Raw genomic sequence first — 23304 nt, 5'->3', positions numbered from 1 at the left:
CGGGGGTGCCCGGTGTTTCGAAAGGGCTGATGTTCGTTGACTCAAAAGACCGATGCCTGCCGGTCCATCCAGCAGTTTGGTGGCCATAGCGCGGAAACGTGGCATTCAGACCTTGCTGCGTACCTCCGAACGATACCGTCCGGGGCTTTGACCAAACATCCTTTTGAAAGTCGAACTGAAAGTGGTTTCGGACGCGTAGCCGACGGCGGCGGCGATGCTCGAGAGATTGTCGTTGCCGGTTTTCAACGCTTCCCTCGCAATCGTCATGCGCCAGCGGATCAGATATTCCACGGGAGGCAACCCCACGAGATCCTTGAAGCGGTCAATGAACGCGGTGCGTGACATGCCGACCTTCGACGCCAGTTCGTCCACCTTCCAGCGTCGCGCTATTTCCTCATGCACCATCCGTAGCGCGGAGCCGATTCTTGGATCCGACAACGCACCTAGCCAGCCCGCCGACCTCGGGTTAGCGGCAAGATGAGCCCGCAGGATGTTGACCAGCACAATACTCGCGATGCTGCCCGCCATCACCGACGCGCCAGGCCGAACTGACTCCGTCTCGGCCCTGATCAATTCGAGGGCCGGACTCAACGCCCTGGCATCTGCAGAATCCGCGGCAACGTGAACAAGCGGGGGCAGGAAATTGAGCAGCAAGCCGCTCGTGTCACCGTCGAATTCGAAGAGTCCTCCGACGCTGATCGTGCTCGTTTCTCCCCGTCCAAAGCGGATGATCCCGTCCACCCCCACGTTATTTGCAAACACCTTCTCTCCGTCTTGCAGCTCCACGCCGGGATCGCTCGCAAAACAGTAGGGCTGTCCGTCAGTGAGCAGACAGAAGTCTCCCTCCTGCATTTTCACGGGCGCGGTGACGCCTTCAATCCATACCCATCGAGTGCCCTTGATGACTCCGGCAAACTTGACATGACGATACGCGGGGAATCGAAGGCCCCAGGGATCGGCAGCCTCAAAGCGCGCTGAAAGCACGCTTTTGACCTTCAGCAGGGAGAAGACGTCAGAGAGCGGATCCATGTGAAAAATGGTCGATGCGATATAAAATTTGGTCGATTGATTATGGATTGAACGGATGTCATGAGCAAGAATGAGCCATCGCGTGTTTCTCCCACGCTCACAGGCGCCATGTCAAAAATGTCCCAGATTCCACAAGCAAGTAGCAAAGACGAACTTCTCACCCGTCTTATCCCCTTTCTGCAAGAGGTCAAAGACATGACCGCGAGCACTGAGATCGAGCGATTGCTGAATACAAAGTACGGCGTTGAAAGCGAGCTGTACAAGGACCTGGCGCGACTGATTACGCTCGGCGTACAGGAAGGCTGGGCTGCCGATGGCGAAGTCGCCGGCCCGCGTTATCGTCGCTCGCAAGTCAGCTTGCCCTGCGCGGACACGTTCTTCTTCAGCATCACGGCGGTGCTGTTGGACAGCACGGATAACGCGCAGGACAACCCCGAACAAAGTTTCCGTGCGAGCTATCACCTGCACCCGTATGGCGAGATCAATCTGGTGGTGCCGCTCGATGAAGGCGCCGCGCTCGCAGGTCCGAACGGCTGGTGTTATGGCGGCTGGACGGCGCCTGCGCCAGGAAGCCACCACTTTCCGGAAGTCAAAGGCGGTGCGCTCATCTCGCTCACTTTTCTGCCCGCAGGACGGATTGCCTTCGACGTCAAGCCGCCGCAGCAGTGAAACGCTCCGGTGTTCCGGTATGAAGGTCTCCTTACGGTTCACGGGTGACGAGCGTGCGAGCGAAGTGCAGTTCGAGAAATCAATGGGCGCTTCGTGGGCAATCGCGGCCATTCAGGGCGCGTGATCGACCGTTCCTTCATGGTCTGCCAGGGGCCGCGAAACCTGGTCAGCAAATCGGCAACGAGCTGCCTTCCCACGCCTGGCCCGAGAGAACGCCATGCTACGAAGAAGCAGCCGATATTGCGCTTTGCCCCCCGGCATGGATCTCGTCGTCGATGATCACAAAACCGGTACGCATTGGCAGAAGTCCTAGCCAGTTGCGCATCCACTCACAACGAAATCAGGATATCCCTACAAGCTTCCCCCTGTGCCATCCTTGAGCGCGCGCCGTATACCCGTCGAGAAGGTGAAAAAACCACGGGCCCATCCATGCGTAGCATCACACGACCATTGCTCCTCTGGCTGAAAATCCGCCGCTGTCGCCAAGCTTCCGAGCATGGTTTCTCCCACCTTGCCGAGAACGCTTCGCTGTACATCTGCCGCTACGATCGCCATGGCCGCTTTCTCTACATGAGTCCGAACATGGCGCGGGCGTTGAACGTCGGCCCGGATGAGCTGATCGGCAAAGTCGCGACCGCCAAGCGCTATCCTGACGGCCGTTTCGACACATACCATCACGCGCTCCAGCAGGTTCTCGAGACCGGCGAGCCGACGGAGATGGAGCTTACCGTTCCTTTCGCCGACGGGACCACGGCGATTCATCACGTGAGGCTGGTGGCGGAGCACGACTGGCTGGGACGGCTGGCGGGCGCTCTCTGCATCGGCCGCGACATCACCGAGACCAGCCTCGGCGAAAGGTCGCTGCGTGTGCAAGAGGCGGAGCTTCGCTCGCTGGCGGAGGGCTCCCCCGACAACATCGTGCGCTACGACCGCGAATGCCGCATCACCTTCGCGAACCACAACCTGATGCAGCGCGTGAACGTGCCCGTGGCGCCGATCGTCGGACAGCGGTCACAGGATATAAGCTGGGGTAAGGCGCTCGCGGCAGAAAAACGCCGCTACCGCGAAACGCTCGAGCGCGTGATCCGAACCGGCGAGGCGGAGACTGTCGAAGTCCTGATCGGCGCGCCGGACTCGGCCGAGCCGCGTCTGCACCACATCAAGATGGTGGCTGAGCGCGACGAGGACCAGCAGATCAAGGGCGCCCTGGTGTTCGGCCGGGACATCACCGAACGCAAGCACATGGAGGAGCTTCTCGCCGCGCACGAGCGCGAGTTTCGCTCGCTCGCCGAAAACCTGCCGGACATCATCATCCGCTTCGATTGTGAAGGCCGCCGCACGTACGTGAACGGCGCTCACGAGCGCTTCACCGGCAGGCCGCCGGAGACATTTCTCGGCAAGACAGTGCTGGAGATTTCCGCGTTCTCGATGGACTCGCGCACGTACCACGCGCAAATCCGGCAGGCCATCAAAACGGGCAGGGAGTCCGATGTCGAATGGAAAGCGTACGGCTCGGACGGCATCGAGCAGATTTTCCACACGCGGCTGCGCCTCGAGCGCGACGCCAACGGCAAAGTGCTGGGCCTGCTTGCCGTTGCGCGCGACATGACCGAAGTCTACGAATACCGGAGCAAGATCCATCAGCTCGCGTATTTCGACACGCTGACCGGGCTCGCCAATCGCGCCCAGTTCAACGAGCGCATTTCGCAGGAGTTGCAGCAGGCCGGCCGGGAAGGCTGCAAGGTCGGCGTCCTGATGATGGACCTCGACCGCTTCAAGACCATCAACGACACGCTCGGCCACGTCGCCGGCGATCAACTGCTGTGCGAGGTCGCGCGGCGGCTCGAAGCGAACGTGCGCGCGACGGACACCGTGGCCCGTCTCGGCGGCGACGAATTCATCATCGTCTCGCCCCGCGTGCGCGACACCGCAGAACTGCGCGGCCTCGCCGACCGCGTGCTGTCGGCCGTGGCCGCTCCGGTGCAACTCGATGGCCGGGCGCTCGTAGTCCAGGCGAGCATCGGCATCGCGGTCTATCCCGATCATGGCGACGCCACGGAACAACTCGTGCGCTATGCCGACGGCGCGCTCTATCGCGCCAAGGAGGCCGGGCGCAACAACGTGCAGTTCTATACGCGCGACATCACGGACAGCGCCGCCGAACGCTTGCGCCTCGAGGCGGACTTGCGCCGCGGCATCGCCCGCGGCGAACTCGACGTGCACTACCAGCCGCAGATCGACCTCGCGACCGGCCGCATCGTCGGCGCGGAGGCGCTGTTGCGCTGGCTGCATCCCGAGCGCGGCTGGATAGCGCCGTCCGATTTCATCGGCATCGCCGAAGAGACGGGTCTGATCGTGCCGATCGCCGAGCAAGTCATGCGCAAGGCCTGCGCCGTCGTCTGCCGATGGAACGCGCGGCAGGAGGGCGAGCGGCACATCGCCGTCAACTTGTCGCCGAGCCAGTTTCACCTGAGCCACCTGCCGGCCGTCGTGCAACAGGTCTTGAGCGACACCGGCTGCCGGCCGCAATGGCTGGAACTGGAGATCACCGAGGGGCTGCTGCTCGTCAATCACGCGAGCACGCTCGACACGCTGAACGCCCTGAACCAGATGGGCGTGCGCATCGCCATCGACGATTTCGGCACCGGCTACTCGGCGCTCAGCTATCTCACGCGCTTTCCAATCGCCACGCTGAAGATCGACCGCTCGTTCACGCAGCCGGCCACCGGCTGTTCAAAGAACCGCGTGCTCGTGGAAGCCATCGTCGCCATGGCTCACGGCGTGGGGCTCTCGGTGGTGGCCGAAGGCGTCGAGACGCGCGAGCTGGCCGACTGGCTCGCCGGCACCGGCTGCGACATGGGGCAGGGCTATCTATGGTCCAACGCGGTTCCTGCGCACACGCTGCTCCAGATGCAAACCCACGCGCGCGGCGCTCTCGCCAGTTGCCATGACGACGGGCCGGTGCACCGATCCGCCCTTGGGCTTATCGACGAGAGGTTGCTGTAGTCAACCGAGTTTCGTGCCCTTTATCACGAGCGGGTTTCCACGCTGCACGAAGCCCTCGGATGATCTATTTTTTAGTGCACCCTCTAGCAATAATTGTTCTTGCGGTGCAAGTGCATTTCACGAAACATGAGGGCGTCAACGAGTGGCATTAACATAAAACCACCGATTGATCCGGCCTCATCTTTACCGGACGGTATGCGCAAAGATGAGGCCGGCCCCTTACGAGGGCGCCTTGACTCACCCGCTACTCGATATCATGCACACGCACGTATCGGCATCGCGCTTTTCGACCGGCCCGATGCGGGTCTGCGTATTTATCGATTGCATTTATCGCTTACGATGGCGAACGCAATGATTGATGTGGTATTAGCGTCTGATACGAAAACCCCGGATGTAATTGCGCAGGGCTGAATTCGGCGAAAGTTTCTCGCGCGCGATAATCCGGTATAGACCGGATCCGGGGGCCAGTGTGAGCGAGCCCTTGATGTAGAGAGAAAAATAAATGGTTGCTATTGCGCGGCGTCACGTCATCTTGCTGCTGGCCTTTGGGCTGCTTTCTATTTTCAGACCGGATGTGGCGAATGCCGTAGGCTGCTGGACTGCACCGTATAGCTGTCATTCAGGCGGGGACATCAACCCGTCCACCGCCGCCACTTACGAAGCCCGGTACATGGCCTACGCCGAGCTGGCCTGGCGGGATTTCATCGCGTTGAACTTCCCGGCCGCAACAAGCCCGCAGGGAAAGCCGGAGCCGGCGCCAAGCAAGGTGCACGGACTGGACTATCACGCCGGGGATTACACCGCCGTCTGGCAAACCTGGCCGGAGGCACGGGACATCTTCCTGCCGGAGGCAGCGGCGCCTGCCGCGTTCGGCACGGGCCACCAGACCCCGGCAAACTGTCTCAGGAAGGATGCATCGGGGCGGCTTGAACTGACTGACAGGATCGTGCTCGACGAGTATGTGCAGGCCAACCGGATGGGACCGGTGATCGACAAAGAGGGGCAGTATGTCCGCTATGGCCTGAGCTTCAACAAGCCAATGTTCGATTACATCACGGCTCACCAGCTCTATTCCACCCAGGGACAGGCTGCCATGGACGTGAACAACCCGGACCATGACAAACAGACGGTCCAGTTCGCGGCCGGCCAATATTCCGATAACGACGATCCCGCGATGACAGGATCCATCTTCGTCAAATCGTCCTGGAAGATACTGGACGCTTCAGACAACAAGTCGAGCTTTTACCGGACCCAGGCCTATGTCTACGATCAGGCCGGCGGTGCATTCGCCGATGAACCCACGGTCAAGGAGCAGTGCTCGCTGAAGCCGATCGGACTTGTCGGCTTTCATATCGTCCATCTGACCCGGTCGGCGCCGCAATGGGTATGGGCCACATTCGAACATGTCGATAACGGGCCCTGGCTCAACGATTTCACTTCTACGCTCAAGCGTGGGTACACTTTTTTCGACGCCGCCAAATGTCCGCCATCGGGCGGAGTGCCGGGCTGCACGTTCGATACCGTACCGGCTGCGCCGTGGAATCCTCAACGTCCCGGACAGACGCCGACGCAGCTCGTGCGCCTGGCTGCCCCGGGCAAGCTCGCGCTGGCCGTCAACGAGCGATACAACAACCGGATCAAGACGAGCTTTCCGGATAGTGTCTGGGCTAACTACTTCCTGGTCGATGTCCAGTTCCCGACCAACGTAAAGACCGTTGGGGGCGAGCAGGGCATCGCTGTACCGAATCCCGCCTACCCGGATGGCATGCCTGCCACGTCCTTCCTGTCGAACTCGACCATGGAGACGTATATCCCGGGGTTCTTCCACGGTGAGATCACACCCAGCGGCAACCCGATTCCCCCGGACGACCAGATGCAGACGCTGCCGCCAACGGGCGCGGTGACGCCCTTTGCTTCTACGGGGCCGCATACCGTGTCGGGCGGCGCTGACCGTGTGACGTCGAGTTGCGTCAGTTGCCACTCGGACGCCGCCATGACCACCGGTTCGTCCAGCGACTTCGTGTTTTCGCTGAGCCGCGCGCACAGCAAAGGCAAGCTCAACCTGAGCACGTCCGGCGCGAAATCGGGCAGTGCTGATGGCGCGGGGGTACTCACAACACACGAAGCGTCCTCGGTCGTCGAATACGTGATGGGGACCAGCAAGCCGGCGGGGAAATAGGGTGGGCCGAAATCGCTGGTGAACATTAAAAGACAGCAAGAATCTCAAGGGACCATGCATGATAAAAGTCAGTCGCAGGGACGTACTGAAAACCGCGGGTACGATCGGTGGCGCGCTGTTGACGCCGGGGCTGCCGCTCTGGAGTCTTGCCGAGGCCGCGCCGCGCGAGAAGGCGCCCGCCGGCTTTGTCAATCTGTCGTCGGCGCTGCTTGGGATTGACGCGAGCGTCCTGAACCCGGCGATCCGGCCGGATGATATATCGATGGCGGACGTGTTCTATGGCCTCACCGTGCTGGCCGGAGCGCGAAGCATTGCAAACCTGCTTGCCGCCTATGACGTGATGGAAAACCAGCACCTCAGGCCGGATCAAATCGCACAAGCGTTGCTCGCCTCCGGGGATGGGCCCAATACCAGTCTGAATGGTGCTTTTTCCCGCCTGATCACACTGATGTGGCTCTACGGCACCTGGTACGGCCACACCGAAATAACCAATATCCCTACGTCGGTAGCCGGGATCGCGGTTGATTACCAAAAGGACTTCGTTATTTCCAGCCGCGCATATAAAAGCGGCTGGATCTGGCGCATCGCCCAGTCGCATCCAATGGGCTTTAGCCAGTTCAGCTTCGGTAGCTGGGCAAGTGCCCCGCCGTCGCTCGCCGATTATGGAATCAGTCTCGCGTAGTCGCGGCGCCGTCTTTAAACATGGGGAATCGAAGATGCCTGAGTATGACGTGATAATTGTCGGGACCGGTCACGCGGGTGCCTTCATGGCTTACGAACTGGGAAGCAAGGGAAAGAAGGTGCTGATGCTGGAGGCGGGTCCTGCTACGCCGCGACATCGCGAAGACTATATGGAGTCCTTTTATCTTGCCGGATTCAAGTCGCCGGAATCGCCGTATCCGCCGGACGCCAATAACAATCAGCCGCGCAAGACGAATGCGCCGCATCCGACGATCCAGCAACTGGTCTTTGGCTGGAACAATCCGGAGATTTCCTATCTGAACTACACGCCGGGTTCACTGCCGTTCGGCAGTACCTACCTGAAGCTTGCGGGCGGCACCGGCAATCACTGGCAGGGCACGACGCTGCGGATGAGCAAGAACGATTTCATGCTGCAGCGGAAATACCAGCACGGACTCGACTGGCCGATCGCCCAGGAGGAACTGGATAACCACTACGCAAAAGTCGAAGCGTTCATGGGCGTTGCCGGCAGCACAGCGGAACAGCTTGCGGCCCGCGACGATATTCCGCCGGGCTACCAGTTCCCCATGCCCCCCATCCCGCTGTCGCTGAGCGACAAGTACATAAAGGCTCGTGTAGATGGCGAGCCATTAACTGATGAGGATTACTTCACAGGTCAGAAGACGGTTGTCACGAAGACGCCGCAAGCACGAAATTCCGTGCCTTATGACGATCGCAGGGTCTGTCACGGCAACACCAACTGCGTGCCAATTTGCCCGATCCAGGCGAAATACGACGCGGCGTATGCGTTGGGAAAGGCGCTGGCTACCGGGTGCGTCACCGTCAGGTATAAAACCGTGGTGGACAAGATTACGGTTGGCGAGGACGGAAAAATCAGCGGCCTGCATTACCTGACCTACGACGATATTTCAGTGCCGGCCAAGTCGGGACAGACGGGGCAAGGCACCGCGGTCGGCACATTGTTCGTGCTGGCGGCCAGCGCGATCGAAAACGCCAGGATATTGCTCAACTCGCCATGGAAAACCGGCGTGACGGTCGCGAACAGCAGCGATCAGGTCGGCAGGAACCTGATGGACCACGCCACGTATCTGGCCTGGGGGCTGATGCCCGCCAATGCGCCCGCGTACAGCTATCGCGGCCCGCTTGCAACCAGCGGGATCGAATCGCTGCGTGACGGTCCGTTCAGGAGCACGCGCGCGTCGTGGCGGCTGGAGCTCGGCAATGAAGGATGGAACTGGGCGAAAGGCGAGCCGTACGCGATCGGCCCGGATTTCCTGTACGGCACGAACAAGGGCGGACTGAACACCGGCGGTCCGAACGGCGGCGCGCAGGTGCTCGGCAACAAGAGCCTGCTGAAGACACTGAATGGTTATCTGACACGGCAATTCAGGATTGCCTTCCTGGTCGAACAGGATGCCGAGCAGAGCAATCGCGTGCAGTTGTCGCCGACCGAGACCGACAACCTGGGCATCCCCAGGCCGCTCATCACGTACAACCTGTCCGACTACACGCGCAAGGGTTTTATCTCGGCCAGGCTCGCCACCACCGAATTCATGCGCAGGACAGGCGCGCAGGAATACACGCAATTCGATGCCGGCAACGCCAAGCAATTTACCTGCGAGAAGCAGTCATTCAACTATTACGGCGCCGGGCACGTGTGCGGGACTCATGTGATGGGATCTATCCCCAAGGCCTCGGTGGTCAACTATCGCCAGCAAAGCTGGGACCATTCGAACCTGTATATCGTGGGTTGCGGATCGATGCCCAGTATCAGTTCGCAGAACCCGACGCTGACGATGCTCGCAATCACATCGTTGACCGTGGACCATATTCTTAGCAGAGTTTGATGGAGCAGGGGGCCTTTCAATTTGCGTGACTGCCGGACGTACATTCGGTCATCCGGTTATATGTCAGCAGTCGTGCCGATTGAGAGATTTGCGTATCCGGAATCACAATTTTCAAATGGGTGGTCGAAATGACAAAGGTAACAACCGTGGAGCAGGCGATGGAAATCGCCGCGGATCAAACGCTTATCGCCAGTTGCGCGAATACCTTCTCGGTCGGCGGCCTGCTGGTCGACGACGCCGGTAACGTCCTGCACGCGATGCCGAACCAGGTGATCAAGGGCGGCTATACCTCCGACCCTACGGCACATGGAGAACGGCAGCTTACCGACTGGTATTACGCAAATAGCAAAGGCCTTCCTGAGCCGGGCCAGATCACCGTGGTCACCTCTCTCGACCCGTGCTGCATGTGCACGGGCGCGATCCTGACGGCGGGATTCAAGGTTTTGACCGCCGCCTACGATACGTATTCCGGCATCAACTACGACACGAAGTCCGATTTTCCTTCGTTGACGCCTGGCATGGCGCGCAAGGCGAAGGAGCGATTCGGTTATCCCGAGGTCGTTGACGGCGTTTGCTACAACCGCCCGGCGATGGGGCCAGAGAATAACGTTCCGGCATTCACCGCGAAGACCATCCAGGGCCGTACCGTCGCGCTGTGCGAAAACATTTTCCAGGCGACGCTCGCGAGCGTACGCGAGCAGATCAACAATGATCTGCCGTTCAATGAACTCGGCGATATCCTGTCGCTGCCTTCGACGAACCCGATCCGCGTTGCGTTGTCCAGCAAGTATCCCCAGGCCCTGCAGTACCGGTCGCAGGCGCCGTTCACACCGGACGAGGGGCTGGTGCCGTACCTGAAGCCCATGATGCAGCATGACATAACCCTCGGCGGCAAGGGACAGGCGGTCGCGCTGCTCGACCACCATGGCAATCTGCTGCTTTGCAAGTCGGGGTCGGAGTCCATGTCGTCCATCCGGACCGCGTTCATGGAAGTGACCCGCGCCTATGCCGGATTGCGCCGGCAGCTTCAGATGGATGGAATCACGGACACGCGTAAATACCTGCCCCATCCAAAGTACTGCACTTTCGTTTTCGCCTTGGGACCGATGCTGGACGATGAGCCCCCGGTGCGCCCCGACATCGGCCCGCTTAGCCAGACGCAGAGCTTCATGGAGCTGGGCGCCTACGGTTCGACAATGGAAGGCGCGCTCGATACTGTCAACAACCCGTCGCCCTATCAATACGTGCGCACGCGGATGAACGCCGACACACTGGCGGCGTTCTGCAAGACGATGCCGCCGTTGTATAGCGGGGAGATCAAGGTCAACCCGATTCAGGTGACGAACCAGGCATTGATCGAAGGGATCGGCTGATCTGTTTGAAACGCGCTTGAAACGCACCTGAGCCGTACCTGATTTGTACCTGAGCCACGGGGTGTTTTCCAACCGGAACCCCGTGGCTTTTTCACGCCTGGAGGACGAGCGCATCTTTGCCCACCTCGCATGCGCGTCGCACCTCCTGGACCGTCGCCGGTGCATCGAGGAAAAACAGCGGCGTGAGCTTGCGCTCGACGCGCGACGCACGGATCGCCGCCTTGATGGCAAAGAACACGCTGTTGGCGAGCACCATTGGCGGTTCGCCCGCCTCTTTCGACGAGTAGATCCCGTGCTCCTCGGTCTTCGGCACACCCGCGACCGACGGGTCGTTTCGCGGGAAGAGGTGCACGTTCATTTCCAGCGGAATGGATACGTGCGCGGGGACTTTATAGCGCCAGGTATTGAGGCTGTTCAGGCGGCCCTTTTCGTCGCCGTCCGGCTCGAACACAAGCTCTTCAGAGATCAGGTAGCCGATGCCCTGCACGAACGCTCCTTCGACCTGGCCAATATCGATGGCTGGATTCATGCTCCATCCCATGTCGTAGGCAATATCCGAACTGATGATCTTGACCTCGCCGGTCAGGATATCCACCTCGACGACCGAGCATGCCGCGGAGTAGGTGAAACCGACGAAACAGTCGACGGTGCCGCCAGGCTGCGCGCTTTCGTCAACGTCAATGCCAGGAATCCGCGGTTGCTGGCCCAACGGCTTGAACGTCTTCCATGGTACGGATTCCTCACCACCGGCGACCTGTACCGTGAAACTCGCTACCAGATTCACCCTTGCTACATAGGCGTAGTGAATCAGGTTCTGCCAGATCAATGCGGTTTGCCCGTGTGCGAAGACTTCCTGCGCCCAGCCGGTTTCTTTGTAATCCCAGTAGTTGATGCCGTTGTCCTTGCACCATTGTTCGCCTTTGTCGACTCTCAGTTGCTGCCCGAATTCCCGCAGACGTTTAGCGAGGTCCGTGCAGATCGCCTTGGCCACTTCGCAGTTGTATTGCGTTCCGGTCGAAGCTCCGGTGCTCGTCGGGTTCGGCGTGACACTGGTCTTCGGGCTTTCAACATGGATCATCTCCATCGGGATGTTGAGCACGTAAGCGGCGACTTGCAAAACCTGGGTGATGAGGCCTTGTCCCATCTCCACGCCGCTTTGATGAATCGTCACCGTCCCGTCCGCCTGATTGACCACCGCGATCCCCGCAGCCTGCTCCAATTGCAGCAGGTTATATCCGGAGCCGTACTTCACCGGGATCATCGCGATACCGCGTTTGCGCCAGGTGTTGTCGCGGTTGAATTGCTCCACGGCACGCGACTTGTCTTCGAAAGAGCAGGTGGATTTCAGCCAGTTCCACACCTGCCTGATGTAGCAGCCATCCAGCACCTGTCCAAACGGAGTCAGGTCGCCAGGGTTATAAAAGTTGGCTTCCCTGAGTTGCTCGGACGGTATGCCGAGTGCGACCGCCGCATCGTCGATCGCATTCTCGATGATGTTTTTTCCCTGCAGGTCGCCGAATGCGCGCATCGCCGTGCTCGGTGCGGTGTTCGTCCGGCACACGTCGATCTGGCTCTGGTAATTCGGCACGTTATAGACGTTGTCGGCCCGTAGCTGGATGCAGTTCGAAACGATAAACGAACAGTCGTAGTAGGCGCCGCCGTCTCCCCACATCTGGGTCCAGAAGCCCTTGATCTGCAAAGTCGCACGGTCGACGGCGATCTGGCACTGGCCAAAAAATGCGTGCCGCTTGCCGATCATGCGGGTATCGACATCTCTTGGCAGCACCACCCGTACCGGACGGTTGAGCCGGTATGCGGCCACGACAGCGGGTCCGGTGACGAATCGCGCCTGTTCTGTTTTCCCGCCAAACCCGCCGCCAACCGGTGCGACGCGGATATCCAGCCGATTGTAGGGAACCCCGATCGCCATCGCAGACGTCTGATGCATTTCCATCGGGCTCTGGGAAGAAGGGTGGACGATAAACCGGCCTTCATCCTGCGGCACGACCAGGCAAGCCTGGGTTTCCATATAAAAGTGGACCTGGCCGCCGTTGCGCTGGCTGTTCGCCAGCCGGATGCAGTTGGCAAAGGCCGGATCGGGCGCACCGGACAGGCCGGTTACTTCGATGCTTCGATCAAGCGGCTCACGGCTCGAATCCATCCAGTCGAACGTGCTGTCCGGTCGCGTGATCTTCCAGATATGCGTCACGTAGTTCGCCGTACTCGGGGCATCCGGAAAAATGCTGTTTCTCGCGATGGCATCCTCAATGCCCAGCACCGGTTCATTCCACTGCACCGGCCAGCTTCCGTCCCATGCGATCGTTCTATAGCCAATGCAGAACCGGGTCGCATACTCGGCTATGTCATTGGCCGCCTGTTCGTCGCGGGCCAGCACCATCGCAATCGTCTGGCCCGGGTAGTGGACGCTGCGCTTCGCAAACAGCGGCTGGTCCAGCGCTTTTCCCTGAAGGTTGAGACCGTGGGGCGGAACGCTGTCGCTCGTAAGGACATCGGTGAATTGATTGGGAAACGTGGCGGCGAGATGGCCCTTGAGTTGTTCGCGCGTGATTTCCGTATCGGGAGAATCCGGCAGGCAAAAATAGAACCCGGCCAATGCGCGGAGGCTTTGGACGAAGGCGCCATGCATTGTCCGTGGAGGAATCGCCAGTTCGTGCGTGTAGTGCATTTCGCCGAGGGCCTGGTAGATAGCCGTATTCTTGATATACGGCTCGCCCACCGGATGGCGGTCGACCGGCGGAACCGCGTATGACTGGCGTCCTGAACTGACGCCCCAGTTGCCCCACGGGATATTGCCTGCCGAGGCTACAGCCGGGTCGACCGGCACGCCCCGGTGCACCAGCGCGTTGAGCAATGCCTTATAGAACAGGGACAAAGCCAAATCCACCCGGTAGTCGTCGGAGAAGCCGTCGTCAGGCAGCCTGGCCCGAAACGACGCCCATTTCTCGAGCTCTTGCCTGACTTCCCGCTCCAGTATGCTCAGGCTTTCCGCGAGGTCTTCCGTCGTCAGCGGCCGGCCCAGGCCGTCCAGGAATGCTTCCGTGCGTTCGGCCGGCCACGGCGCATCAGCAATTCCACCGAATACAAGGCTTGCCGTCTGGATATAGTTGCTGGACGGTTCTTCGCCTGCCATTGCCCACACCGTATCGCTGGTCATGTTGACGATCGCGTGAGCGTTCACCTCCCTCAGTGCGGTCTTTTGAGCAAGGACAACCTGATTGGCCCTTTCAAGCGGAATCCGGTACGACACGATCAGCGTGCCTTCGCCGGCCTTCCCGCCGAGGGCCTGAAAGAACGCGATCGCCTCTTTCACGGACATCACATGGGTAGTGGTGCTGGACGGCGGGTCGTTAGGAGAGGGCCGTAGCATGACGAAGGTCATTTCCGCGCCGATCGCGGCCAGTACCGTCAGGGTGTCGGAGGGGAACGGCTCACCACCGTATCCCGGATGTGCCACGTTGCGCGGGAACAGGTGCTTCATCACCAGCATCGTATTGCCGCCCAAGGTTGCCGCATTCCGGACTATGCGTCCCCCGGTCCTGCGGGCCATGGCATGCAATGCGGCCAGGGGACTGACCGATGACTGGTCATATTCCGCCATCACCGTGTCGAGAAGCGTGATCAAGTCGTTGAAGGTGATGCCTGCGCTGACCGTCAGCCATTCGGCATCCACGCTGTGCGGCCGGTTTAATTCCGGGACCCGGCGCACATCAAGAGACGCACGCGACTCGAGACATTCGTCCTTGTAGATGCCGAATGAAGTGTGGCCATTGATGAACTGGTAGGGAATCGCCTGGGCCTGGCACTGGAAGGCATACTCGAACGCTTCGTTCCACGAGGTCGCCGTGTACCATCGCTTGCCCGCGTGATGAGGCCCGCCAATAATCACCGGCCGCGGCACGGCCCGGGCCGCCTCCGGAAACGGAATCGCGACGCTGGCCGCCGGCAGTTGCCCGGTCTGGCCGCGCTCCAGCAGGCACTTCATCCGCTCTTCCTCGTCCTCGCGGGTGTAGTCGCATGCGAAGGTCTTCATGCCGGTCAGGATCGGACGATAGCCCGTGCACCGGCAGATATTTCCATCGAAAATATCTTCGATCTGCTGCTTGGTCGGATGCGGGTTATTGACGATGAACTCGGACATGTTCATCACGAACCCGACCGTGCAGTAGCCGCACTGACTGCCATTGTTTGCCGCCAGCCGTTGCGCGACAGGATTGATGCCGGGCAGGTTGCCTGCGGCATGCAGATCCTCGGCGCCAGGGTCGGGCATGCCGGCGGTGGCCGAGAAATCCGCCAACTTCGTTGTACCAGATGCGATCCTCTTCATGCGTGATCGCGTTGCGGCTTGCCGCACCGCCGGCGGCGGCGTCCAGTTGAGCGGGGCGAAGCCCGAAGTCGGCGCGTGCATGGGGTAGCGTGCGGGCAACACGCCGGGTGTTCCCGTTCCTTCCACGGTCGTGACGACGAGCCCGCCCAGTGCGCAGACTGGCCGAAGACAGGCGTTGATGGCGCGGTGTTCCTCGCGGTTGTCTTTCCAACTGGACAGGATCACGGTGCACGAGCCGCATCCGCCTTGTCCGCACGCCTTCTTGGGTCCGGCGAGACCAATCTCGGAGGAGCGCAGAAAGTCGATCAACAGAAAATCCGGACTGGGATTTTCGATGCTGACCGGTTCTCCGTTCAGGAAAAAGTCGACACGATTGACGTATTGGGTTTCACCACTCATATGAAGCCTTCCGCAGGTTTATTTTTAAGCCCTCTTCATCGTAGTGCCGCTTATTTTCGGCATCTGATTCAGAAATTCGACCGGAGGAAAACCGGCTATGCGCTGAAGCCCGCAACCCGCCCTTGTGATCAGAAGCTTTGAGTCATACCGATCCGGACATCGACCTGCTTGTTAGTAGTGGACGGGGAAAATGCGTAGCCAATAGCGGCACGCGTACCCGCGTTCGCAAGCAGATAATCCGTTCCGGCATAAACGGAGGTACGTTTGGAAAACAGATAATTAATGCCGGTCGAAAACCGGTTCCATCTTGATTCTTCAAACCGCGTGCGTTGATAATCGAAAATGCCAAATAGATCAGGTGCGAAATAGTATTGCGTGCCGCCCTGGTACACTTGCATGGTCGAACTGGTTCCGTATCCCTTGACGTTGATATTGTTATAAAGAACATTCAACTGGAGCTTACCGATTACGTAAAGCGCGCCGGCGCCGAAAACGCCTTTGCTGTCGACCCGCATGCCGTTCGGGAAAAGGTCCGTGGCAACGCCTGTCGCAGGATTGATGGTCGCGACGGTCTGGCCTAAAAACGTTGTTACACCCAGCTGGGCATAGGGATCAAACCCCTGTCTGCCAGTCGGGTTATTGATTTTTGTGTAGACGATTGCAGTGCTGAATGCGCTGCGTTTAAAGGCGCCGCCAAAGCTCCAGGCACTGCCTTGATGAAAATTCCCCGCGACATTACCAAATGCATACATACCGCCAAATCTGGCGCCACCAAAATCGGCACTCGAAAATTTGACTGCATTATTTAGCCGATCTGCCCCTGAGTACCCGTCGAAGTCTCCCTGGTGGCTGCTATATCCTGTGCCTTCGGATGCGAGATTGAATCCACCCAGATTCAGATAATCCCAAACGAAATCGTATTGATTACCCAAAGTAAATGCGCCCCATTTGCTGCTGTTCAATCCAACAAAAGCCTGTCGCCCGAACAGTGCGCCATTCTGAAAGGCCTTCCCGGTTCCCAGTGCGAAACCATTCTCAAGAGTGAATATTGCGCTCAAGCCGCCGCCTAAATCTTCGACTCCTCTGAATCCCCACCGGTTACCGTACCAGATGCCGTCTTCAAACCGATAGGCACTGCTTCCGGCATAATTCGATACGTAGGTTATTCCGGCGTCGAGCCGGCCGTACAGTGTTACGCTACTTTGTGCCTGTACGAAGAGTGGGACTAGCGATGCGGCAATGGCGCCAAGCAAGTTAACCGCTCTTTTATTATACATATCTTCTCGGATTTAAAAAACACATTGATCTTATGGCAATTCGGGCTGCTTTCGTCCGGAGCAGTGGGGGCGATGCCAGATTTTTTGATAAAAAAATTGGTGTTGCAAGTACAAAATTTATGTGTATGTGCCCACAAAATCAGAACACCCCAATACGGAAAAGGCTCTCAGAGGAATCGGGTGGGGTGGACTAATTTTAGCAACATACACAGGCAAAATTTGATCTTGTGGTGCGCAAGTTTAGATGTTTTCATTGCAACAAATAGAGCGTTTCGCTGTTCGGCGATCTGTTTTTCTTACATTTTGGGATGATGAGCTGATGCATGACCGATTCAACCTGCCGAGACGAAAGCTTGTACTGGGGTCGCTAGCGACACTCGGCGTTGCGGCGACGGGTTCTCTTGCGACAGTCCAGGCTTTGGGCGCGGAGGATGGGCTCATCAATCTGCAACTCGGTTATATCGCCGGCGCCGATCAAATTGCCGAGGTAACGGCGCGGGCCATGGGGTATTTCAAGGATGAAGGGCTGACGCTGGCGATCCAGCCGGGCGGTCCGAGTGTTGACGGCCTCGCCGTCGTGGCGTCGGGCCGGTTTGAAGTAGGGGAGATCTCGTCCAGCCCGTCCATCATGCTGGCCACATCTCAAGGCATTCCTATCCAGTCTTTCGCGGCGGGTCTTCAGCGGCACCCTTACGGTTATTTCTCTCTGAAGAAGAACCCCGTGCGCACACCGCAGGACTTCATCGGCAAGCGCGTGGGTGTGGCGCCGACCGGCGTGATCTTGCTACGCCTGCTGTTGGCCAAGAACAAGATCCCGGAAAACCAGGTGACCATCGTTCCGATTGGCGGCGACATGTCGCCGTTGCTGACCGGGCGAGCGGATGTCGTGACAGGCTGGCTTTCGAACACGTCCTCGCTGAGGGCGCTGGGCGACGAGCGAGTCGGCCTGACGTTATGGGACGCAGGCGTGCATCTGTACGCGTGGCCGTACTACGCGACCCAATCCACGCTCCAGACCCGTCCGGATCTTCTCGTGCGGTTCCTGAGGGCGACAGCGCGCGGCTGGCATGTCTGCAGGACGCAGCCGGATCGCGCCATCGACTACCTGATGAAAGATTATCCGCAGTTGAACCGTGAGGACGAACGGGCGGCGCTGGCCATCAAGCTCCAGTGCGCGCTGGATGACGAAACGGTGGCGAACGGCTGGGGCACGATGAGCGCAGACCGCTGGCAGCAGCAGATCACGCAGTTTGACCAGCTGGGTCAGTTTTCCGGCCACGTACCCATGGTGAACGAAGTCATGACGACGGCCATCCTCGACAAGACCCGGTCAGTCCGGATGGCCGTATGAACGCGGATACCGACATGACGGCAGCCCATTCTCCGGCGCGCGGATTGCGCGGCGCGGGCGGCGCGGGCGGCGCGGTCACCGGACATGCGATCAGTTGCCGCGACATCGTCGTCCGATTTTTTTCCGAACGCCGCAGCGTGACCGCAATTTCCGGGCTGTCGCTGGATGTGCCGGAGGGCGAATTCCTGACGCTGCTCGGTCCTTCCGGATGCGGCAAGTCGACCTTCCTTCGGGTCGTAGCCGATCTCCTGCCGCCCAGCAGCGGCCTGATCACGGTTCTCGGCGACAAGCCTTCGCGCGCCCGCGCCAACGGCGACGTTGCATTCGTCTTCCAGGATGCGGCCTTGATGCCGTGGCGAACCGTGCTGCAGAACATCGAGCTGCCGCTCGAGATCGCCGGCAAAAGCCCGCGCGAGCATCGTGTCAGAACCATGGAGCTCCTGGATCTCGTTGGGCTGAGGGGATCGGAAAACGCCTACCCGAATGAACTGTCCGGCGGAATGCGGCAGCGGGTATCCATTGCGCGCGCGTTGATAGGTAATCCCAGGGTCTTGCTGATGGACGAGCCTTTCGGCGCGCTCGACGAAATCGTACGAGATCGCCTGAACGACGAGATCCGCAGGATATGGAAGGAAACCAGGCTGACGATCCTGTTCGTGACCCACAGCATTTATGAGGCGGCTTATCTCGGCGAACGGGTGCTCGTCCTGAGCGCCAATCCGGGGCGCGTGCGCGATATCGTCCCCGTTCCGCTGCCCTATGAACGCACGCTCGAAGCGCGGGAAACGCCCGAGTTCGTGTCGCTTGCCGCCAGGTTGCGCAGAACGCTGGAGACCAGCTGATGGACGCCTGCTCGACTCCCATGACTGCGCCGTCGGCCTCTCTTGCGATCGACGAAGCGCGCTACCTTGCGCAGCAGCGCCAGCTAGCGCTTCAGCGGCGCATGCTGCCCGTGCTTGGCATCGTGGGCCTCTTGATCGCGTGGTGGGCCGTTATTGCCGGCTTCAACATCAAGCCCTTTATCGCACCGTCGCCGTTGCTGGTGATGCAGACGATCATCCAGAAAAGCGACCTGCTGCTGCAGAACCTCGGCGTGACTGCACTGGAAGCACTGTTCGGGTTCATCTTCGGAAACCTCGCGGCAATCCTGGTTGCGTCCGTGTTCGTACATAGCAAGATTCTGCAGTGGATCTTCCTGCCGATCGCAGTCGCGATCAATGCGATTCCCGTCGTGGCCAAGGCGCCGATTCTTGTGTTGATCATGGGCAACGGCATGGCGCCGAAAATCACGATCGCCGCCATGGTGTGCTTCTTCCCGACGCTGATCAACATGGTGCGTGGGCTGGAGGCGGTGAATCCGCAGATCATGGACCTGATGCGCATGCTGTCGGCCACGCGTACGCAGATCTATTTCAAGCTGCGCCTGTTCAGCGCGCTGCCGTACCTGTTTTCCGCATTGCGCATAGCTGCTTCGATGTGCGTGATCGGCGCCATCGTGGGCGAGTGGATCGGGTCGACCCAGGGTATCGGCGCCCAGATCATCCAGGCCACCTACAACTATGACTCCCCGTTGTTATATGCGGCCATTGTCATGAGCGCATTTTTATCGGGTCTCTTCTACGTGGTGATCGCGCTGTTGGAAAAGCGGATCGTGAAGTGGTCCGCGTCGCACTGAAACGGCTAATTCGTTGATACAGGCAGCAAGGGAAAAAATGACTGTTAATAATTTTCTGCGTGAACCGGCGCGCGATACGAAGATCGTCGCCAAAGCCGACGTGGTCGTCGTCGGCGGTGGCCCCGCAGGCGTGGCCGCGGCGCTGGCGGCGGCGCGCAATGGTGCGCAGACGATACTCCTTGAACGCTATAACCATCTTGGCGGCCTTGCATCCGGCGGTATGGTGCTGATACTCGACGACATGTGGGACGCGAGCCAACACGAAATTTCAGTGCGGGGCACGTGCCTGCAATTCATTGAGCGGCTGTCGCATCGGGGCCTGGCTGTTTATCCGAAATCGGCCGAGTGGCGGCAGAACGAAGAGGCGTATCGAAAGTGGGCTCGCTGGGGCACATTCGATTTTCATAGCCACCAGAAGCCGCGTCCGGTGTGTTTCGCAGTGGCGTTCGACCCCGATGGCTGGAAACGTGTGTCGCTCGAACTCGTCAGGGAGACAGGGGTTCAACTGCGGCTGCATTCGTGGTTCTCAAGCACGATCGTCGAAGACGGGGTCGTCAAAGGCGTTGTGTGCGAGACCAAGAACGGACGTGAAGCCATTCTCGGAGACGTTGTGATCGACGCCACGGGCGACCTCGATGTCGCCGCGTCGGCAGGGGCGCCCTACATCGGCGGAAGCTACATCATGACGACCGTTTTCCGGATCGGCGGCGTGGATACCGACACCGCGGAGCGCTTCGAATTCGAAGACCCGGTGGCTTACGCTGCGCTGGACCGGACGATCAAACAGATGTTGGGCGGCGCGTGGGCCTACTGGTGGCTCAAGACACCACTGAAGGGCATCGTCTGGTGCAACTGCCCGCACTTGCCCGGCTATAACGGGATCGAGGTCGAAGACCTCACCAAGGTGGAGATGCTCGGGCGCGAGATCGTTCACGAAGTGCACGAATTTGCGAAGAAGAACTTCCCGGGTTTTCAGTCGAGCTATGTGGTGGACTTCGCCTCCCAGACCGGTGTCCGGCAAACGCGGCTGTTACAGGGCGAGTATGTGATGACGAAGGACGACATCATGAAGCGGGTCCGTTTTCCGGACGCAATCGCGCGCGGACGTGACTACTACTATCCGTATCGCTCGCTGCTGCCGAAGAAAGTCGACAACCTGCTGATCGCGGGCCGCCATTACTCCTCGACCTCCCAGGCGCAAAAAATGTCGCGTGAAATCCCGCCTTGCATGGCGATGGGCGAAGCCGCAGGAGTCGCCGCGGTGCAGGCGCTCAATACGGGCAAGAAGGTTCGCGATATCGATGTCGGCCTGCTGCAACGAACCTTGCGCGTACAAGGCGCGGACCCGGGGGACCGGATGAGTCCCAACCCTGACATTCCCGCACTGGCCGAAAGCGCCGCGATTGGGGTGGCCGCATGAGTTCGGTTTCGTTCAAGTCGTCTGTGTCCGAGCTCCCGCTGTCGGGAATCAAGGTTGTCGATTTCACGCAAGTGATGATGGGCCCCGTATGCACCCAAATGCTGGCCGACTACGGTGCGGACGTGATCAAGATCGAGCGGCAAGCTGAAGGAGATCTGAGCCGCTCGACGTTCCGGCCGGTCGCAGGCGCGGATAACCCGGTCTTCTGCAGCCTGAACCGCAACAAACGGAGCGTGGCGCTCAATTTGCGCGACCCGGCACAGCTGGAAGCCGTCAAGAAACTCATTGCCGGCGCTGACGTCGTGACCAGTAATTTTCGCGCCGGGGTGATGGAGCGTATGGGCCTCGGCTATGAGGAATGCAGGAAGCTTAACGAACGGATCATCTTTGCCGTCGGAACCGGCTTTGGCGAAACGGGGCCCTATAGCGCGAAGGGCGGGCAGGATGTGCTGGCGCAGGCAATGTCGGGTGTCATGGCGCGGCGATCGGACGAGTCGGTGCCGCTGAACATCTATCCGACCACGCTTGCGGACTACTCGGCCGGCATGCACATGGTGCAGGGCATTTTGCTCGCGCTGCTGCATCGCGACAGGACCGGGACCGGCCAGAAGATATCCGTGTCGCTGTACGACTCCATGCTTGCCATCCAGATGCAGGAGGCGGCCATGCTGATGATGGAGGGTTCCGATCTGAATTGGGCCGCGATGCCGCTGTCGTCGGTATTTCACGCGAAGGATGCGGCGTTCGTGCTTGTAGGCGCGTTCAAGTCGAACCCGTTACGCGATATTTGCGATGTGCTCGGAATCGATGACCTCTCCACTGACCCGCGCTACTGCAATCTCGGGCAGCAATTGCTGCACAAGGCTGAACTTCGCCGCATCCTGGCCGAGGGATTTCGCCGAGAGAACCGCGATCACTGGCTTCGCCTGCTCGAAGAAAAGGACTTGCTGTGCGCACCTGTGAAGCATCTGCGCGAGGTGCTGGACGACGAACAGACGCATCACAACCAGATGATTTTGCAAGGGCAGGGAATAGGGCGGGAGTTGAAGCTGATCGGCAGTCCGATCCGGATGTCGGCGTCACCGGTTGAACTGCGCCGGCCACCGCCTTCTCTCGGACAGCACACCGCCGAGGTATTTGGTGACGACTTCGTCAAATGACAGGTGACATTCAATGGGCGTAAATCTGGAAGTGAATGGCGGTGTTGCACGGGTCACGATTTCGAGGCCCGAGGTGCTTAACGCGCTCGACTCGGCCGCGCAGCAGGAACTGGAAAATATTTGGCAACGGATCGAACGGGACCCGGACGTCCGCGTGGTGGTGCTGACAGGCGCCGGCGAGCGCGCGTTCTGCAGCGGCGCGGATATAAAAGCTGCCGGTTCCAGCGGGCTCGATTACTGGGCGCATCCGCTGCAAAAAGGTTTCGGCGGATTGCCGCTACGCGATACGTTGAATGTGCCAGTCATCGCGCGCGTCAATGGGTATGCGCTTGGCGGCGGACTGGAACTGATGCTTGGCTGCGACATCGCCGTTGCGTGCTACGAAGCCACCTTCGCGCTGCCGGAGCCAAAGGTGGGCAGGATGCCGCTCGACGGCGGCATGACGCTGCTCGCGCGCCAGATTCCCTACCGTCATGCGATGGGCATGCTGCTGACCGGCCGGCACGTGAAGGCAACCGAAGCGTTCGAGATGGGACTTATCAACGAAGTCGTGCCGCGTGCGGAGCTCGACGTGGCGGTCGAGCGCTGGGTCGGCGAGATCTTGTCCTGTGCGCCGTTGTCGGTGCGCGCGATCAAGGCTTTCGTGCGCTCGACGCAGGGTATGTCTCCGTCTGCTGCGCAGGGCATGCGCTTGCCCGCGCTGGTCACCGCGCTGGAATCGGAAGATGCGCTGGAAGGTGTCCTGGCATTCAAGGAGCATCGTAAGCCGGTGTGGAGGGGACTCTGATGGCACATGTCATGACCGGGGCATGCATTGACGTCGAGGATGGCCAGCCGGGTTTGAAAAATATGAGCGGATCTATTCCGGATTC

The 23304-nt window shown here is 59.9% G+C and carries 15 protein-coding genes; 12 read left to right on the top strand and 3 right to left on the bottom strand.

What is annotated here, in order from left to right:
• Positions 1–105: 105 nt before the first annotated feature.
• The gene (locus ACSOSP_RS19280; protein WP_455312474.1) at positions 106–1029 is read right to left on the bottom strand and encodes an AraC family transcriptional regulator; all 924 of its coding nucleotides are present in this window, start codon (positions 1027–1029) and stop codon (positions 106–108) included.
• 117 nt (positions 1030–1146) lie between these two features.
• Between ACSOSP_RS19280 and ACSOSP_RS19275 the strand changes: the two genes are divergently transcribed.
• The 6 genes from ACSOSP_RS19275 to ACSOSP_RS19250 all read left to right on the top strand — a co-directional run bounded on the left by ACSOSP_RS19275 (position 1147) and on the right by ACSOSP_RS19250 (position 10805).
• Positions 1147–1698, top strand: a complete 552-nt coding sequence (locus tag ACSOSP_RS19275) for a 4-hydroxylaminobenzoate lyase (RefSeq protein ID WP_455312473.1) — start codon at positions 1147–1149, stop codon at positions 1696–1698.
• 429 nt (positions 1699–2127) lie between these two features.
• Positions 2128–4704 (top strand): sensor domain-containing protein, encoded by a 2577-nt coding sequence (locus tag ACSOSP_RS19270; protein ID WP_455312472.1) that lies wholly within the window; start codon positions 2128–2130, stop codon positions 4702–4704.
• Between the two features lie 502 nt (positions 4705–5206).
• Positions 5207–6883 carry a hypothetical protein gene (locus ACSOSP_RS19265; protein ID WP_455312471.1) on the top strand — a complete coding sequence of 559 codons (1677 nt, stop codon included), beginning with the start codon at positions 5207–5209 and terminating at the stop codon, positions 6881–6883.
• Positions 6884–6941: 58 nt separating this feature from the next.
• Entirely contained in the window at positions 6942–7565 is a 624-nt protein-coding gene (locus ACSOSP_RS19260; RefSeq protein ID WP_455312470.1) for a twin-arginine translocation signal domain-containing protein, read from the top strand.
• An 85-nt stretch (positions 7566–7650) separates the two neighbouring features.
• Positions 7651–9432, top strand: a complete 1782-nt coding sequence (locus ACSOSP_RS19255) for a GMC oxidoreductase (RefSeq protein ID WP_455312469.1) — start codon at positions 7651–7653, stop codon at positions 9430–9432.
• A 128-nt stretch (positions 9433–9560) separates the two neighbouring features.
• On the top strand, positions 9561–10805 hold the full coding sequence (locus ACSOSP_RS19250) for a nucleoside deaminase (RefSeq protein WP_455312468.1): 1245 nt from the start codon (positions 9561–9563) through the stop codon (positions 10803–10805).
• Between the two features lie 91 nt (positions 10806–10896).
• Here ACSOSP_RS19250 and ACSOSP_RS19245 read toward each other — a convergent pair whose 3' ends face one another.
• Positions 10897–15549, bottom strand: a complete 4653-nt coding sequence (locus tag ACSOSP_RS19245) for a molybdopterin cofactor-binding domain-containing protein (protein ID WP_455312467.1) — start codon at positions 15547–15549, stop codon at positions 10897–10899.
• 128 nt (positions 15550–15677) lie between these two features.
• Positions 15678–16826 carry a porin gene (locus ACSOSP_RS19240; protein ID WP_455312466.1) on the bottom strand — a complete coding sequence of 383 codons (1149 nt, stop codon included), beginning with the start codon at positions 16824–16826 and terminating at the stop codon, positions 15678–15680.
• A 319-nt stretch (positions 16827–17145) separates the two neighbouring features.
• Between ACSOSP_RS19240 and ACSOSP_RS19235 the strand changes: the two genes are divergently transcribed.
• The 6 genes from ACSOSP_RS19235 to ACSOSP_RS19210 are packed head-to-tail and all read left to right on the top strand — an operon-like array spanning position 17146 to position 23219.
• The gene (locus ACSOSP_RS19235) at positions 17146–18177 is read left to right on the top strand and encodes an ABC transporter substrate-binding protein (protein ID WP_455312465.1); all 1032 of its coding nucleotides are present in this window, start codon (positions 17146–17148) and stop codon (positions 18175–18177) included.
• A 44-nt stretch (positions 18178–18221) separates the two neighbouring features.
• On the top strand, positions 18222–19019 hold the full coding sequence (locus tag ACSOSP_RS19230; protein WP_455312464.1) for an ABC transporter ATP-binding protein: 798 nt from the start codon (positions 18222–18224) through the stop codon (positions 19017–19019).
• Complete coding sequence (locus tag ACSOSP_RS19225) at positions 19019–19852, top strand: ABC transporter permease (RefSeq protein ID WP_455312463.1); 834 nt, start codon at positions 19019–19021, stop codon at positions 19850–19852. Before ACSOSP_RS19230 ends, ACSOSP_RS19225 begins: the two co-directional genes overlap by 1 nt.
• Before the next feature lie 37 nt (positions 19853–19889).
• Positions 19890–21272, top strand: a complete 1383-nt coding sequence (locus ACSOSP_RS19220) for an FAD-dependent oxidoreductase (protein ID WP_455312462.1) — start codon at positions 19890–19892, stop codon at positions 21270–21272.
• Complete coding sequence (locus tag ACSOSP_RS19215) at positions 21269–22432, top strand: CaiB/BaiF CoA transferase family protein (protein ID WP_455312461.1); 1164 nt, start codon at positions 21269–21271, stop codon at positions 22430–22432. Before ACSOSP_RS19220 ends, ACSOSP_RS19215 begins: the two co-directional genes overlap by 4 nt.
• Positions 22433–22445: 13 nt before the next feature.
• On the top strand, positions 22446–23219 hold the full coding sequence (locus ACSOSP_RS19210; protein ID WP_455312460.1) for an enoyl-CoA hydratase-related protein: 774 nt from the start codon (positions 22446–22448) through the stop codon (positions 23217–23219).
• Positions 23220–23304 lie beyond the last annotated feature (85 nt).

The organism is Caballeronia sp. KNU42 (genome assembly GCF_053760385.1).
Note: the sequence above shows the minus strand (reverse complement) of the source record. Positions and strands in the feature narration are given on the sequence as shown.